Below are 15,229 nucleotides of genomic sequence, written 5' to 3' on the forward strand. Positions count from 1 at the left end.
GGCGAGATTCTAAGTCGCCCGTGCGGTCAACGCGACGAGTTCGCCGTGCGTCCGCGCACGATGCCCACGAAAACCTCGACGAGCGGCGTGGTGCGATCGGCCGGCCACGCGAGAGCGACGGTCGAGACCGGCGCGCCCCGCAGCGGACGGTGCTCGACGTCCTTGCGATGGTGCAGGCGCGCGAGCGACATCGGCACCACGACGAACCCGATGCCGGCGGCGACGGTGGCGATGGCCTCGGCGGTGTCGGCGGGCGGGTCGAACGATGCCGCGACCGCACCGGGCACGTCGAGTGCGAGCACGTCGTCGCGGGGCACGACGGCGACCTCGCCGGCGAGGTCCGCGAGGTCGAGTTCGTCCGCGGCGGTGAGGTGGGACTGCGCCGAGACCACGACGACGGGCACCTCGTCGTACAGCGCGATGACGCTGAGACCTGACCGGTCGATCGGCAGCCGCACGAGCGCCGCGTCGAGGGGGAGCAGTTCCGCGGACCCGGGAGCCTGCAGCGCGTCGCGCTGGTCGGCGACCGCGATGTGCCGCAGTTCGAGTTCGACCTGCGGCATGCGCTTGCGCCATGCGTCGATCCACTTGCCGGGCGTCGCGCCCGGCACCACGCCCAGCGTGAACCGGTCCGGCAGGGTCTCGGGGGGCTCGGCATTCGCGGGGGGCCGCGGCGCGGCTCGTCCCGGCGGCTTCGCATCCGGCTTCGCACCCGGCTTCGCGCCCCGTCCGCCGCGCGCGGCGCCCTTCGCGGCCTGACGCCGCGATCCGGCGCCTTTCCCGCTGCGCCCGCCGCCCTGCGCGCCGCTGCGCCCGCCCTGCGCGCCGCTGCGCCCGCGCGCGCCGCTGTTCGCCATGATGACCAACGTACCGGCGGCGATGCGCGCGGCGGGCGCGCGAGCGGGGCGAGGGCGGTATCGTTCGCTCATGGTGCCGATCATCGCCACGGTCTTGGCCGCCCTCGCGGCGCTCCTGCACGTGTACATCTTCGTCATGGAGAGCATCCAGTGGACGCAGCCGCGCATCTACAAGCGGTTCGGCGTGCCCGACCAGGCGACGGCCGACGCGACGAAGCCGTTGGCGTACAACCAGGGGTTCTACAACCTGTTCCTGGCGATCGGCGCGACGCTCGGCCTCGTGCTGTTCTGGGCGGGCGATGCCGGCTCGGCCGCGGGCATCGCGGGGCGCGCGCTGGTGCTGTTCTCGCTCGCCTCGATGGCCGCAGCGTCCCTCGTGCTGCTGTCGACCGGGGTGAAGCACCTGCGCGCGGCGCTCGTGCAGGGCACGCTGCCGCTCGTCGGCTTCGTGCTGTTCCTCTTCGCGTGACGCTCGGTCAGCACGCGCCCCATCGCCCCGCGCCCTGTTCCCGGGCGGATGCCTCGGCCGCGGCGAACAGGTCGGCGTGGGCGTCGTTGGGCTCGACCGTGAGGGTCTGCGCGTCTCCGGCGGTGACGAGCTCGAGGTTCACGAAGCGGTCCTGCGCAGTCCAGAGGTAGAGCAGGGCCCGGTCGTACCGGTCGAACGGGTCGCGGTCGACGGCGCCCCACAGCACCGAGCCCTCGGGGGCGAGGGCGCGCAGGTGCACGGTGGCTTCGGCCGACCAGCACTCCGCGGGGTTCGCCTCGGGCGTGTCGATCCCGATGAGCCGGATGCGCAGCGAGTCGTGGATGTCGAAGGTCTCATTCGGCCCGTCGACGGTGGCGTGCAGCGTGTCGCCGTCGACGACGCGCTCGACGATGAGCGGGAACGCGTCGGCCGGGCGCGCGGGAGCGGTCGGCACAGGCGGCGGCGGGGCATCCGTCAGCTGCCACGGCAGCCGGCCGGCGGCGGCCGACCACCCCACGACGGCGACGATCGCCGCGCCCAGCACGATCGCAAGCCACCGGATGCCGCGCCCGCGGTGCGCACGGGATCTCGCAGCGGGCGTCACCCCGCCACCCTAGCGCGAGGGTGCGACAGCAACGTCTTGTGTCGAAAGTCGATGGATATGTATTGTTCTGCGATAAGCATCGATCGATTATCGATAGGAAATCATGCACCGCATCACGATCATCCTGCTCAAGGCGCTCATCGTCGTGCTGCTCGCGCTGCTGCTCATGTGCCAGATCGTGGTGCTGCCGGGCATGGCGCGATCGCTCGCCGGCATGTACCCCTACCTCGCCTACCTCGAGGTGCCCGGCATCGTCATCGGCGTGATCTTCACCCTGTGCGCGCAGGTGGTGCTCATCTGCGTGTGGCGGCTGCTGACCCTCGTGGGCGCCGACAGCATCTTCACTCCGCGCGCGTTCGTGTGGGTCGACACGAGCCTCGTCGCGGTCGTGGTCGCCACGGTGCTGGTCGTCGCGACGCTCGGCTTTCTCACCACCGCACCCGCCGGGTCGCCCTCGATCGTGCTGCTGTGCCTGCTCGGCATCGTCGTCGGCGCGGGGCTGTCGCTGCTGCTGGTGGTGCTGCGCGGACTCCTGAAGAAGGCGTCGCAGCTCGAGCACGACCTGTCGGAGGTGGTGTGATGCCGATCGTCATCAACCTCGACGTCGAGCTCGCGAAGAAGAAGATGTCGGTCGCCGACTTCGCCGCAGCGATCGACATCACCCCCGCGAACGTGTCGGTGCTCAAGAACGGGCGGGCAAAGGCCATCCGCTTCACGACGCTCGACGCGATCTGCCGCGTGCTCGAATGCCAGCCCGGCGACATCCTCGTGTGGGTCGACGACGACGCGGATGCCTCGTCCGAGGGTGCCTCGTGAGCGCCGTCGCCACGCGCCGGCCGCTGTGGAGCGAGACTGCGATCGAGCGGCTCGAGGACTTCCTCCTGTGCCCGCGGTGCGGTGAGCGCCTCGGGGTGCAGCGGTGCCCGCGCTGCGGGGCGGACTACACCGGGATCGGCGGGGAGCTGTGGGACGCCTCGCAGGCCGCCGTCGCCGCCTTGCGCGCGCGGCAGGAGGTGCTCGACCGCGTGCCGGTCGGCCCCATCGCCCAGCCGCCGCGGGTCGCGCCCGCGCCTGCCGTCGGCGACGTCGACCCGCGCATTGCGCTCGCCGCCGCGCCGGGATCGAGCGCCACCGTCCAGTCCGTGCTCGCCGTCGCCGGCGCGGGGCTCGTCGCGGTCGCGGCGATCGTCTTCACGTTCTTCAACCCCGACCTGACCGACCAGCTCGCCCGCGGGCTCATCGTCGGCGCGGTCACGGTGGTGTTCCTGTTCGGCGCACGTCTGCTCGCCGCACGCCGGCTGCAGTTCTCGGCAGAGGCGGTGGGCGCGCTCGGCATGATCTTCCTCGGGCTCGACGTGCACGCGCTGACCGCGCTCGCACCGCAGCACCCGTGGTCCATCGCGGCCGGTGCGACGGCGGTCGCCGGTGCCGCGATGACGTGGCTCGGCCTGCACGTGGGCATCCGCACGTGGCTGTGGGGCGCGCTGGTCGCGCTGGCCCTGGTGCCCGCGATGATCGGCTACGCGGTCGGCGCGCCGGTGCCCGGGCACCTCGGCACCGCCCTGGCCGCACACGTGCTGATCGCGTTCACCGCGCGGTTCGATTCCCGATTCCGGATGCCCCTCCACGGCGAACGCGTGACCCTCACGGCCGTGCAGCTGGGCGCGCTGGCGGTCGCGATCGCGCAGGGCTGGCTGTTCGGCGCGCTGCCCGCGGAGTCGTTCTGGCTGTCGATGAGCGGCGTGCTCGCCGCATCCGCCGCCCTTGCGCTCTTCTCGGCACGCCGGATCGCGGCGGGACTGTGGAGCGTGATCGCGGGGGCGCTGGGCACGGCCGCGTTCGTCGTCCTCGGGCTGGGGCGATGGGTCTCGGGAGGGTGGGAAGTCGCGGTGGTCCCGGCCGCCGCGGTCGCCGGGGCGATCGTCGTCGCGGTGCTGCTTCCCGTGCCGATGGGTGTGCGGCGCGGCGCGCTCGCGGGCGGCGCGCTCGCGGTCGTGACCCTGAGCGCGATCTCGCCGACGCTGTCGGCGGCGCTGCTCGGCCTGTGGACGCTCTACCGCGCCGAGACGCTGTACGGTCCCATCGCGCTGGCGGTCGTCCTGGGCCTCGCCGCCCTGGGCGCAGGGCTCGGGGCGTTCGCGCTGCTGCACGAACGCCTCCACCCCGCCGCGACGACCGGCGCTGCGGGCGTGCTCGTGCCGGCTCCGGCAGCGCCGAACCCGGTCGTGACGGGCGTTCCGGAGGCGACCGACGGTTCGGACGCGCCCGCCGCTGCGGACGCGACCGCCGAGGGGACGACGCATCCGTCGAGCATCCCCGCGCCCGACGCCCCGCGGGCCGGCATGCGCTGGGTCGGCCAGGTCGGCCTGTGGTTCGTGGCGCTCTCGGCGCTCACACTCCTCACCGTGCCCGGAATCACCGTCGCCGGACGCGTGGCGATCGGCCTCGCGCTCGCGGCGGCCGTGAGCCTCGCCCTCGCCCGCGTGCCCGCCCTGCGTCGCACGTCGATCGCGACCCGTATGCCGCTCATCGCCGGCGCGCATCTGCTGGTGCTCTTCGCAGTGATCCTCTCGTGGCGCGACCTCGACCTCGCGGCGCTCGCCGGCGCCGGGGTCGTGGTCGCCATCGCGTGCCTCGCGCTCACGGTGCCGGCATCCGCCCGGTTCGTGCACGTGGGCACCGGGTACGCCTATGCGCTCGTCGTGTTCGCCACGGTGCTCGGCGTGCAGGGTGTCGACGGCGTCGCCCGGCTGTGCCTCACGACCTCGGCCGGCGCGCTCGTCGCGATCGCGGCGACGTTCCTGCCGTGGGTGCGCGTGCGATCGTGGTACGCGATCCTCGTGGTCACCTCGGTGCCGTTCCTGATCGGCGTCGCCCAGGTCCTGGTCGAGCGCAGCGGCTGGACGGCCCTGTCGACCGGGCTCATCTTCCTGCTGTGCCTCACCCTCGTCGTGACGCGCCGCGCCGGCCTCGGAACGCTCGTGCGGGTCGCCGCCGCGGCCGTGCTCGTGCCGTCGCTCGCGGTGGTGATCGTGTGCCTCGGCGCGCAGGTGCTCCCCGGCAGCGGGTCGCCGGTCGTGCTTCCGGCGATCGCGACCGTCGTGGCGCTCGTGCTGCCGTGCGGGCCGGTGATCGGCCCGGCGCTCGTCTCGAAGATCGGTGAGACCGATGCCGCGCTCGTGCGCCTCGCGATCGAGGCGTCCGCCCTGCTCACGGCGGCGATCGCGGTGCTGCTCGCGCTGGTGCGCGATGCCGCGGGGCTCGGAACGACGTTCCTCGTACTCGTGATCCTCGGCTCAGGCGCCGCCGCCACGGCGCTGTGGGGCGGCCGCCGCTACGGCTGGGCGCTCTCGGGAGCCGCGTTCACAGGCGCGCTCTGGTGCGTATGGGGGATGGCGGGCGTCGACACGCTCGAGCCATACCTGCTCCCGCCCGCGCTCGGCACCGCGATCGTGGGCGTCGTGCTGACGCTGCGCGGCGCGCGGGGGATGCCGCTGTACGCGGCGGGGCTGCTCACCGCCGTCGTGCCGGTCGTCGCGGTGGCGGCGGTGTGGGGTCCTCCGCTGCGGTCGTATGCCCTCGTGGCGGCGGCCTGGGTGCTGCTGCCGATCGCGGGGCTGTTCGCGCGTCACGAGGCGCTGCGAAGTCTTCGCCCGGTGACCTTCGTCGCCGTGATCGTCGCGAGTGCGGCGGGGGCTACGCAGGCGATCCGCTACGGGCTGGGACTGGACGCCGTCGCCGTCGCGGTGCCGCTCGTCGCCGTGTGCCTCGCGTGGGGGATCGTCGGGGCGGCGCCGGCGGCGCTGGCGGCACGGGCGCTGCGTCGCGATGCGACCCCCGACTCGCGAACGGCCCGCACGCGGTGGCTCTTCGCGCCCGCGTTCGTCGTCGTGGCTGTCGCGGCGTGGCCGGCGATCCACCGCGACTGGTTCACGATCTGGACCATGTGGGCGCTCATGCTGGCGCTTCTCGTCGCGCTCGTGGCCATCGCCCGGCGCGGGCTTCGAGCACCGACCGGGCTCCCGCCGGCGGGGTTCGTGTTCGCCCTCGCGTTCGTCACCGCCGTCGTCGCCTGGAGCCCCCGCGACCTGCGCGTCGAGTGGTTCTCGCTGCCGCTGGGCGCGGGACTCCTGCTCGCGGGCGTGCTCGCCCTGCGCCGTGCACAACAGGATGCCGCGGCATCCGTTCGCCCCACGCTCAACGCGTGGCCCGCCGGCTTCACAGGGTCATGGGCACTCCTCGCGCCCGGAATCGTCGTCGCGATGAGCGCCTCGGTCGCGGCGACCTTCACGGACCCGCTGACCTGGCGGGCGATCCTCGTGATCGTGATGGCGCTCGCCGCGATCCTCGCCGGTGCGAGCCGCCGCCTCGCGGCGCCGTTTCTCATCGGGATCGTGGTGCTGCCGGTCGAGAATGCGCTCGCGTTCCTCGTGCAGATCGGCCGCGAGATCGAGTCGATGCCGTGGTGGATCACGCTCGCGGTGGTCGGCGCGGTGCTGCTCATCATCGCCGTCACCTACGAGCGCCGCGCGGGCGAGGAAGCGGGCATCGCCGCGCGCCTGCGCGACCTCGCGTGAGCGAGGGCCGGTTCCGGCGGTTACGCGGCCAGCCGCAGCCCGCGGCGGTCGGTGGCGACCTTCTCGCCCTCGGCGATCTTCTCGTCGTCGCCGATGAGCGCGCCGCCGGCGACATGCGCGCCGGTGCCGACGTACGTGCGGACGCCGATCTTCGCGCCCGCGCCGATCGCGGCCTTCGGGCCGACGTGAGCGTGCGGGGCGATGTCGGCGCCCGGGCCGATCATGGCGTCCGCCTCGATCCACGCACCCCGGCCGATGTGCGCCTGCGCGGCGATGACGACGCCGGGTTCGACGTACGCGCCGGACTCCACGACGGCGCTCGGATGCACCTTCGCGCCGTTCGCGATGAGGCCTCGGCCGTTGACGTGCTTGCGGTAGCGCAGCGTCTCACCGTGGTCGTCCTCGATGTCGACGTAGTTCTTGCCCACGTTCCCCTCCGATGGCGCCACACGGGGCGCCGAAGAAGAGACAACGCCGATCCCGCGGAATTCATTCCCGCGAAACGATTCGGTGCCCGCTACGGCGCGACGTACACCTTCCGCAGCGTCTCGCGCACCGTCCAGACGGTCCGCATTCCCCGCTCGAGCCGGACCATAACGCCCGGGCGCAGTTCGATCGCCGGAAGCGCCGGCTCGACGAACTCGAGCGTCGCCTCGCCCGCGAGCACCACGAACACCTCGTCCGCCTCGACGTCGCCCATGCCGCCCGGCGTCATCTCCCACACGCCCACGACGCGGCCGGATGCCTCGTCGAGATCGACGAACCGGGTTTGCGGGGCACCCGACACGACCTGGTCGGCCGGCACCGGCTCGAACGCGGCGCCCGGGGTCGCCGCTGCGCCCACGCGCCCCGCGGTTCCCGGCGCCGCCTCAGCCGGAGCGGTGAAGGCGACCGTCGCCTGCCCGGGAGTGAGCCGGCTCACGAGTCGAACCCCAGCCCGAGCGCGTCCAGCGTCTTGAGCAGCAGGTTTCGCCGGCCCGCGTGGTGGTCGGCGCGATCGAGCGACCAGCGGGTCGCGTTGATGCCGATCGCGGCGGCGGGCTCGGGCGGAAAGGGAAGCGGGCGCTTGCGCACCATCTCGAGCCGCGTGCGCGGGGTCTGCTCGCCCGAGAGCAGGTCGAGCATCACGTCGGCCGCGAACCGGGTCGCAGCCACCCCCAGCCCGGTGAACCCGGCGGCGTACGCGACGCGCCCGCGCCGTGCGGTGCCGAAGAACGCGCAGAACTGCGTGGAGGTGTCGATCGCGCCCGCCCACTTGTGGCTGAAGCGCAGCCCCTCCAGCTGCGGGAACGTGGTGAAGAAGTGGCTCGCGAGCGTGCGGAAGGTCGCCGGCCGGTCCTCGTACTGCTCGCGTACGCGCCGCCCATAGTGGTACACGGCGTCGTACCCGCCGTACAGGATCCGGTTGTCGCGGCTGAGTCGGTAGTAGTGGAACTGGTTGGCCAGATCGCTGATGCCCTGGCGGTCGTTCCAGCCGAGCGAGGCGAGCTGGGAGTGCGTGAGCGGCTCGGTCATCAGCGCATAGTCGTACACCGGCACGGTCATCAGGCGATTGCGGGCCAGCACCGAGCGGAACACGTTGGTCGCCAGCGCCACCCGGGGCGTGCGGATGCGCCCGTGCGTCGTCACGATCTTCACCGCGCCGCCGCCGTCCTCGTCGATCGCATGCACGGGCGAGTGCTCGAAGATCACCACCCCCGCCTCCTCGGCGGCATGCGCGAGCCCCGTGACGAGCTTTCCGGGGTGTACGAGGGCGGTCGTGCGGGTCTCCCACACGGCTCCGAGATAGATGGGCGAGTGAACGGATGCCCGCACCGCAGCCGTGTCGAGCAGCCTGACGCTGTCGTCGCCGCGGGTGGCGGCATCCTGAGCCCATTCGTCCAGCCACGCGATCGCGTGCGGCTCGACGGCCACGCTGAGGGCGCCGGGGCGCTCCCAGTCGGCGTCGATGCCGTAGCCGGCGATGTCGGCGCCCATCGCGTCGAGGTTGGCAAGGCCCAGCCGGTCGAGCGCGTCGATCTCGTCGGGCCAGCGGGTCGCGCCGTTCTCGCGCCCGTGGGTGAGGCTCGCGTCGCAGAATCCGCCGTTGCGGCCCGATGCCGCCCACCCCACGCGCTTGCCCTCGAGCACCACGACGCGGGCGTCGGGGGCGCGGCGCTTGGCCTGCAGGGCGGTCCACAGCCCGGTGTATCCGCCGCCGACGATCACCAGGTCGGCGACCGACTCGCCGCCGAAGCGCGGCCGGGGCGCCGAGCCCGGCAGGTCGTCGAGCCAGAACACGCTCTGCCGGGTGCCCGAGAGGCTGTGCTCGACGGTGGATGCCTGCGGCTTGTGTCGTTCGTAGACGGTCGTGCCCACGCTTATCAACTCCGATGCGATGTCGTGCGTCCATCCTCGCGTGCTTCGGGCGGATTCTCACCCGTCGACGCGCGCTGGCAGTTCGGGCACCAGAACACGATCCGCTCGCGGGTGGGATCGGCGCCGAGCGTCCCCGCGCGGATGAGCGTGCCGCACCTCCGGCAGGGCCGTCCCTCGCGGCGGTAGACCCAGGTCGTTCGGCCGCGCCGGGAGTCTCCGGTGAATGTGCGCTCGACCCGGTCGCGGTTGGCGCGGATCATCCGTGCTCCGAGGTCGACGACGGCCGCGGCATCCGTCTGGGTCGCAGGCGTCGTGGGCAGGATGCCCACGACGAACAGGATCTCGTTCGCGTACTCGTTGCCGAAGCCGGCGATGCTGCGCTGGTCCTGCAGCGCGACGTGGATCGGCCGCGGATCGGCGCCCAGCCGGCGCGCGGCCTCGGCGGGGTCCCAGTCGCCTGAGAGCGGGTCGGGGCCGAGATGCCCCACGAGCGACTCCTCGGCGGCGGTGGCGACCAGCGCGATGTCGGCGAGGTCGAAGCCGACCGCCTCGTACGCCACTCGCGGCCCGTCCACGGCGACCACGGCACGAGCCTTGAAGCCGGGCTTGCGCCAGCGCTCGCCCGGCCGGTAGAGGTGCCACTCGCCCTCCATCTTGAGGTGGGAGTGGAGCGTCCGGTCGCCCACCCGCATCAGCAGGTGCTTTCCGCGCGCGACCACGCCATGCACGACCTCGCCGGTGGCCTCGGCGGTCGCCGCCTGCGGCACGCGCAGGTCGAAGCGGGTGACCGTGCCGCCCGCGAGCGCGTCGTCGAGTCGGCGCGCCGTGCGATGCACGGTGTCGCCCTCAGGCACCGGTGCGTCCGTTCCCGCCGCCGGTCGTGCACAACGCAGGAGAATCACCGCCGCGCAGTGTGCGCGACGGAGGGCCGGCGGCGTCCGGCCTGGGTTTTCCTGCGTTGTGCACGCGCGGTGGTCGAGAAGAGGGGAGCGGGGGCATGTCAGCCCGCCTGAATGCGCTCGCGGCGCAGGCTGAGCCCGCGCGGCGACTCGACGAAACCTGCGTCGCGCAGGGCGCGGCCGACGCCCGTGCCGTAGACGAAGGCCCCGTTCACCTGCTCGATCGTGAGCGTGTCGAGGCTGCGCCGACGCGCCGTCGCGGCGAGGTCGCCGGCGGCGGCGGCGATCGCCGCCTCATCGCCGGTGAAGGCCAGGGCCGACTTGCCGCCGCGTTCGAGATAGAGCGTGAGCGCTCCGTCGACGAGCACGACCAGCCCGCCGGCCTTACGGCCCGGGCGGTGCGACACGCCCTCGAGGGCCGGCCATGCCAGCGCCGCGCCGTACGGGTTCGCCGGGTCGGTGGCGGCGAGGGTGACCGCCCGCAATGGTGGCGGGTCGGGCAGCCCCGCGAACTCGCGCAGGCGGTCGACGGTGGCGGATGCCGCGAACTGCGCCGCGCCGAGCTTTTCGATCAGGTACCCGCGTCGGCAGTGCCCCGCCTCTTCGAACCCCGCGAGCGTGCGGTACACCTGAGCGAAGCCGCCTGGGACACCCTCGGACTGCACGGATCCGCGCGTCACCACCCCGTATCGGTCCAGGAGCAGGCTCCCCGCCGCCGTCGCGCGCAGCGCGGGGTCGGCCTCGGGCTCGGGCACGAGCGACCAGCGTCCGCCGATCGCGGGCGGGCGCGGCGGCGCGTTCGCGCTCACGCGGGCCAGCGTCGCCCCCCGGTACATGCGCGCGCGCGGCGTTCGGCGAGAGACGCGGTGCGCCTGCGACCCACCGCCGAGGAGCGTGCGGATCGGGGCGAACGTGTCGTTCGTGACCCGCCCCGACCACGTCAGGCTCCACAGTGCCTCGATGACGGACTGCTCGTTCTCGGCATCGGTGAGCTGCCGCAGCTGCGCGGCGAAGTACGCGCCCCCGGCGCCGAGCACGTTCACGATCAGCGCTTCGAGGCTGCCGGCCGCCGGGGCGAGCTCGTCGTCGACCGGGGGGAGAGTGAGCGGCGCGGCGTCGGCGGGATGCAGGGCCACCCATCCGTCGCGTCCGGGCAGCGACCCGTGGCCGGACCAGATCACCTCGCCGCTCGCGGTCAGCTCGTCGAGCATCGCCGGGGTGTAGTCGGCGACCCGCGCAGGCAGCACGAGCGACTCCCATGCGCTTGCCGGGATCGGCACGCCGGCGAGCTGTTCCACGACGGCGGCGACGCCGTCGACGCCCTCGAGCGGCCGGGTGAGGTGCTGCCACACCGGCAGGAAGCGTGCGAACGCGTCGGGCGCAACCGGCTCGACACTGCCGCGGATCGCAGCGAGCGACCGCATCCGCAGGCGCCTGAGCACCTCGGAGTCGCAGTACTCGGTCTCATCCGGTGCGGCTGCCGCACCGGCTGCGCCACCCGCCCGCTCGGGAAGGAAGAACCCGCTCGCCACGCGCCCCTGGGCCTCGAGCCGCTGCAGCGTCTGCCGTGCGACGGCCACACCGATGCCGAGCCGTCCGGCGACGTCGCCCGCCGGGAACGGAGCGTGCGTGCGCGCGTGCCGCGCGATCAGGTCGCCGAGCGGATCGGCGACGGGCTCGACGAACGCGGTCGGCACCCCCACCGGCAGCGCGACACCCAGCGCATCGCGCAGGCGTCCGGCGTCTTCGATCGCCGCGAACCGCGGCACTCCGGCGATCGTGACGGCGATCGCGCGCCGCGCCGCGACGAGCGCCTCGAGATGAGCGGATGCCTCGGCCTCGGTCGCGTGGCGCTCGTCGCTCACCGCCGATCGAGCAGCGGCCGAAGGCGGCGTGTCGAGATCCCCATCGCCGGACGACCTGGTGTCCGCGGGCTGCAGCCGCGGGGCGACCTCGGCGGCATCCATCGGCCCCAGCATGCGCAGCAGGTCCGCCACTCCCTCGACGCCCCGCGCGCGGCGGTCGGGGTCGAGCCGCTGGGCCTCGCGCTCGAACTGGGCGATGACCTCGGGGTCGAGCAGCTCCCGCATCTCGACTCTGCCCAGCAGCTCGCTCAGCAGCGCCGGGTCGACCGACAGGGCCGCCGCGCGCCGCTCGGCCAGCGGCGAGTCACCCTCGTACATGAACGCGCCGACGTAGCCGAACAGCAGGTCGCGCGCGTACGGCGACGGCTGCGCGGTCGTGACCTCGATGAGCCGGATGCGACGCTCGCCGATCCCGCGGGCGATGCGCAGCAGCGACGGCACGTCGTAGACGTCCTGCAGCACCTCGCGCAGCGTCTCGAGGATGATCGGGAACGTCGGGTAGCGCCGCGCGACCTCGAGGAGGGCCGCCGACCGCTGCCGCTGCTGCCACAGGGGGCTGCGCCGGTTCGGGTTCATGCGGGGCATGAGCAGGGCCCGCGCCGCGCACTCCCGGAACCGCGAGGCGAACAGCGCCGACCCGCCGACCTCGTCGGTGACGAGCTGCTCGAGCTCGTCGGGGTCGAACACGAACAGCTCTGCGCCCGGGGGCTCGGCCGTGGCATCCGGAATCCGCGCGATGATGCCGTCGTCGCTGGCCACCGCCGAGCCGTCGACGCCGAGGCGCTCGCGAATGCGCGCGTTCACCGCCAGCGCCCACGGCGCGTGCACCGGCATGCCGTACGGCGAGTGCAGGATGACCCGCCAGTCGCCGACCTCGTCGCGCCCGCGCTCGACGGTGAGGGCCTTGTCGGTGGGCAGGGTGCCGGTCGCCTCGCGCTGTTCGGCCAGGTACGACAGCAGGTTGCCGATCGCGTTGTCGTCGAGGCCGGCATCGGTCAACCGCGTCATCGCCTTCTCGGGTGGCGCCGCCGACACCTCGCGCGAGAACCTGCCGAGCGCCTCGCCGAGTTCGGCGGGCCGCCCGAGGCCGTCACCGTGCCAGAACGGCACCTTGCCCGGCTGCCCGAAGGCCGGGACGACGTTGACGCGGTCGTGGGTGATCTCGACGATGCGCCAGCTCGTCGTGCCGAGCGTGAACACGTCGCCTACGCGCGATTCGTACACCATCTCTTCGTCGAGCTCGCCCACGCGGGCGCCCCGGGTCTGGCCGGCGACGTACACGCCGAACAGGCCCCGGTCGGGGATCGTGCCGCCGCTCGTGACCGCGATGCGCTGCGCACCGGGGCGGCCCGTGATGACGCCGCGGTCGCGATCCCACACGACGCGGGGCCGCAGCTCTGCGAACTCGTCGGACGGAAAGCGCCCCGCCAGCAGGTCGAGCGTCGCCTCGTACGCCGACCGCGGCAGCGAGCGGAACGGCGCACTGCGCTTGATCGTCTCGTACCAGCCCTCGACGTCGAGGGGGCCGACGGCCGAAGCCGCGACCGTCTGCTGCGCGAGGATGTCGAGCGGATTCTGCGGCACCGAGATGGCCTCGATCTGCCCGGCGAGCATGCGCTCGGTGACGATCGCGGTGTGCAGCACGTCGCTGCGGTGCTTCGGGAACAGCGCCGCGCGGCTCACCTCGCCCACCTGGTGGCCGGCACGCCCGACCCGTTGCAGACCGGATGCCGCGGACGGCGGCGCCTCGACCTGGATCACGAGGTCGACCGCGCCCATGTCGATGCCGAGTTCGAGGCTCGAAGTCGCCACCACGCACCGCAGCACGCCGGACTTGAGTTCGTCCTCGACGATGGCCCGCTGCTCCTTCGAGACCGAGCCGTGGTGGGCCTTGGCGAGCACCGGGGGAGCGCCGTCCACAGAACCCGGCGGTCGAGTAGGGCGCGAAGCGCTCGTATCGAGACCCGCCATCATCGCCGCGGGGACGGAATTGCCCTTCGCACCCGGTCGAACCGGCGAGCCGCCGTTTCCCGCGGGTCGAATGACCGGCGAGTCGCTGTTTCCCGCCGGTCGAGTAGCCGGCGAAGCCGGCGTATCGAGACCCAGCCGCTCCGCATAGATCTCGTTGAGCCGCGCCGTCAGCCGCTCGGCGAGGCGCCGCGAGTTCGAGAACACGATCGTCGAACGATGCTGCAGGATGCGGTCGACGATCGCCTCCTCGACGTGCGGCCACACCGACCCGGTCATCTCGGTGCCGCCGGCGGAGCGGCCGCCGCGGATGGTCGACGGGCCGGCGAACCAGTCCTCATCGATCGGCTCGCGCTCGGCGGGGCCTGCGCTCCCGGCGGGCGCCCCCTCGGCGAGTTCGGGGACAGGGTGTGGGGCGGTCGACCCCTCGTCGGAATCGGAGACCGGGGCGGCTCCCGGCGCAGGAGGCGGGTTCGACAGGTCGTCGATCGGCACGACCACCCGCAGGTCGAACTTCTTCGTGGCCCGCGGGGCGACGATCTCGACCGGCTGCGCGCCGCCGAGGAACCGCGCGACCTCGTCGATGGGTCGCACGGTCGCCGAGAGTCCGATGCGCTGCGCGGGCGCGGCATCCGGATCCCGTGCCTGCCGCAGCGCGTCGAGCCGTTCGAGACTCACCGCCAGATGCGCGCCGCGCTTGGTCGCCGCGACCGCGTGCACCTCGTCGACGATGACGGTGTGCACGCCCCGCAGTGTCTCGCCGGCCTGGCTCGTGAGCATGAGATAGAGCGACTCGGGAGTCGTGATGAGGATGTCGGGCGGGTCGACGACGAGTCTGCGCCGATCGCTGGAGGTCGTGTCGCCCGAGCGCACGCCGACCGTCACCTCGGGCACGGTGAGGCCCAGGCGCCGCGCCGACTGCCCGATCCCGACCAGCGGCGAGCGGAGGTTGCGCTCGACGTCGACGCCCAACGCCTTCAAAGGCGAGATGTAGAGCACGTGCGTGGCCGGCTCGGCCGATCGTCGGGCGCGACCTCGCCCCTTCGCAGCGGCGGGGGCCGCGGCATCCTTCTCGCGAAAGATCCGGTCGATGGCCCACAGGAACGCCGACAGCGTCTTGCCCGACCCGGTGGGGGCGACCACGAGCGCGTGCCGGCCCGCCGAGATCGCCCGCCACGCGCCCGTCTGCGCGTCGGTTGGTTTCGCGAACGCGCCGCGGAACCAGTCCTGCGTCGCAGGACCGAACCGTTCGAGCACGTCATCGCCCATCCCACCCATCTTCTCCCTCACCGCCGACATTCGGGCCGGAGCCCGTGGCTCGTGCCCGGGCCCGCGGGCGCCTGGTCGCGTTCGGCCGCGTCGCGGTCGTGTGGCTCGCGCGGCGGGAGCATCCCACCGCCCGGCGCGGCGTCGATGTCGTCTTCGTGCCGTTTCGCGCGGTCGGCGCCGTCGCCGTGAGCGTCTACGCCGCGCAGGGTGCGCTGATCGTGTGGGGACCGCCCACGGGCATCGGCGACCTCGTCAACGGGCTTCTGCGCGTGCCCGGCCTGATGGTGCGGCAGTGGTTCGTCGGCACCGGACCGATCGAACGGCTCCCGGCAGCGGTGACCGGGCGCACCGCTGGTGGCGTCG

11 protein-coding genes are annotated in these 15,229 nt (G+C 73.3%); 4 read left to right on the forward strand and 7 right to left on the reverse strand.

Going from position 1 to position 15,229, the window contains the following annotated elements:
• Positions 1–26: 26 nt before the first annotated feature.
• Entirely contained in the window at positions 27–929 is a 903-nt protein-coding gene (locus AB1K54_RS00660) for a LysR family substrate-binding domain-containing protein (protein WP_371200760.1), read from the reverse strand.
• Here AB1K54_RS00660 and AB1K54_RS00665 point away from each other — a divergent pair.
• Complete coding sequence (locus tag AB1K54_RS00665) at positions 928–1,326, forward strand: DUF1304 domain-containing protein (protein WP_371200761.1); 399 nt, start codon at positions 928–930, stop codon at positions 1,324–1,326. The genes AB1K54_RS00660 and AB1K54_RS00665 overlap by 2 nt on opposite strands.
• 7 nt (positions 1,327–1,333) lie before the next feature.
• Here the strand turns inward: AB1K54_RS00665 and AB1K54_RS00670 are convergent, their stop codons facing one another.
• Complete coding sequence (locus AB1K54_RS00670; protein ID WP_371200762.1) at positions 1,334–1,930, reverse strand: thermonuclease family protein; 597 nt, start codon at positions 1,928–1,930, stop codon at positions 1,334–1,336.
• A gap of 103 nt (positions 1,931–2,033) precedes the next feature.
• Between AB1K54_RS00670 and AB1K54_RS00675 the strand changes: the two genes are divergently transcribed.
• The 3 genes from AB1K54_RS00675 to AB1K54_RS00685 are packed head-to-tail and all read left to right on the forward strand — an operon-like array spanning position 2,034 to position 6,507.
• Positions 2,034–2,510 carry a DUF2975 domain-containing protein gene (locus AB1K54_RS00675; RefSeq protein WP_371200764.1) on the forward strand — a complete coding sequence of 159 codons (477 nt, stop codon included), beginning with the start codon at positions 2,034–2,036 and terminating at the stop codon, positions 2,508–2,510.
• Complete coding sequence (locus AB1K54_RS00680; protein ID WP_371200765.1) at positions 2,510–2,746, forward strand: helix-turn-helix domain-containing protein; 237 nt, start codon at positions 2,510–2,512, stop codon at positions 2,744–2,746. Before AB1K54_RS00675 ends, AB1K54_RS00680 begins: the two co-directional genes overlap by 1 nt.
• Positions 2,743–6,507, forward strand: a complete 3,765-nt coding sequence (locus AB1K54_RS00685) for an SCO7613 C-terminal domain-containing membrane protein (RefSeq protein WP_371200766.1) — start codon at positions 2,743–2,745, stop codon at positions 6,505–6,507. The genes AB1K54_RS00680 and AB1K54_RS00685 overlap by 4 nt, the downstream gene beginning before the upstream one ends.
• A 20-nt stretch (positions 6,508–6,527) precedes the next feature.
• On the opposite strand, the gene AB1K54_RS00690 is transcribed toward AB1K54_RS00685, so the two are convergent.
• The 5 genes from AB1K54_RS00690 to AB1K54_RS00710 form a co-directional block, all read right to left on the reverse strand.
• Positions 6,528–6,935, reverse strand: coding sequence for a transferase (locus AB1K54_RS00690; protein ID WP_371200767.1), 408 nt, complete (start codon positions 6,933–6,935; stop codon positions 6,528–6,530).
• An 89-nt stretch (positions 6,936–7,024) separates the two neighbouring features.
• On the reverse strand, positions 7,025–7,429 hold the full coding sequence (locus AB1K54_RS00695) for a cupin domain-containing protein (RefSeq protein WP_371200768.1): 405 nt from the start codon (positions 7,427–7,429) through the stop codon (positions 7,025–7,027).
• Positions 7,426–8,865 (reverse strand): NAD(P)/FAD-dependent oxidoreductase, encoded by a 1,440-nt coding sequence (locus AB1K54_RS00700; RefSeq protein ID WP_371200769.1) that lies wholly within the window; start codon positions 8,863–8,865, stop codon positions 7,426–7,428. Before AB1K54_RS00700 ends, AB1K54_RS00695 begins: the two co-directional genes overlap by 4 nt.
• 5 nt (positions 8,866–8,870) lie before the next feature.
• Positions 8,871–9,719 (reverse strand): DNA-formamidopyrimidine glycosylase family protein, encoded by an 849-nt coding sequence (locus AB1K54_RS00705; protein WP_371200770.1) that lies wholly within the window; start codon positions 9,717–9,719, stop codon positions 8,871–8,873.
• Positions 9,720–9,865: 146 nt separating this feature from the next.
• Complete coding sequence (locus AB1K54_RS00710) at positions 9,866–14,866, reverse strand: DEAD/DEAH box helicase (protein ID WP_371200772.1); 5,001 nt, start codon at positions 14,864–14,866, stop codon at positions 9,866–9,868.
• Positions 14,867–15,229 lie beyond the last annotated feature (363 nt).

Source organism: Microbacterium sp. BWT-B31 (assembly GCF_041379855.1).
GTDB lineage: Bacteria > Actinomycetota > Actinomycetes > Actinomycetales > Microbacteriaceae > Microbacterium.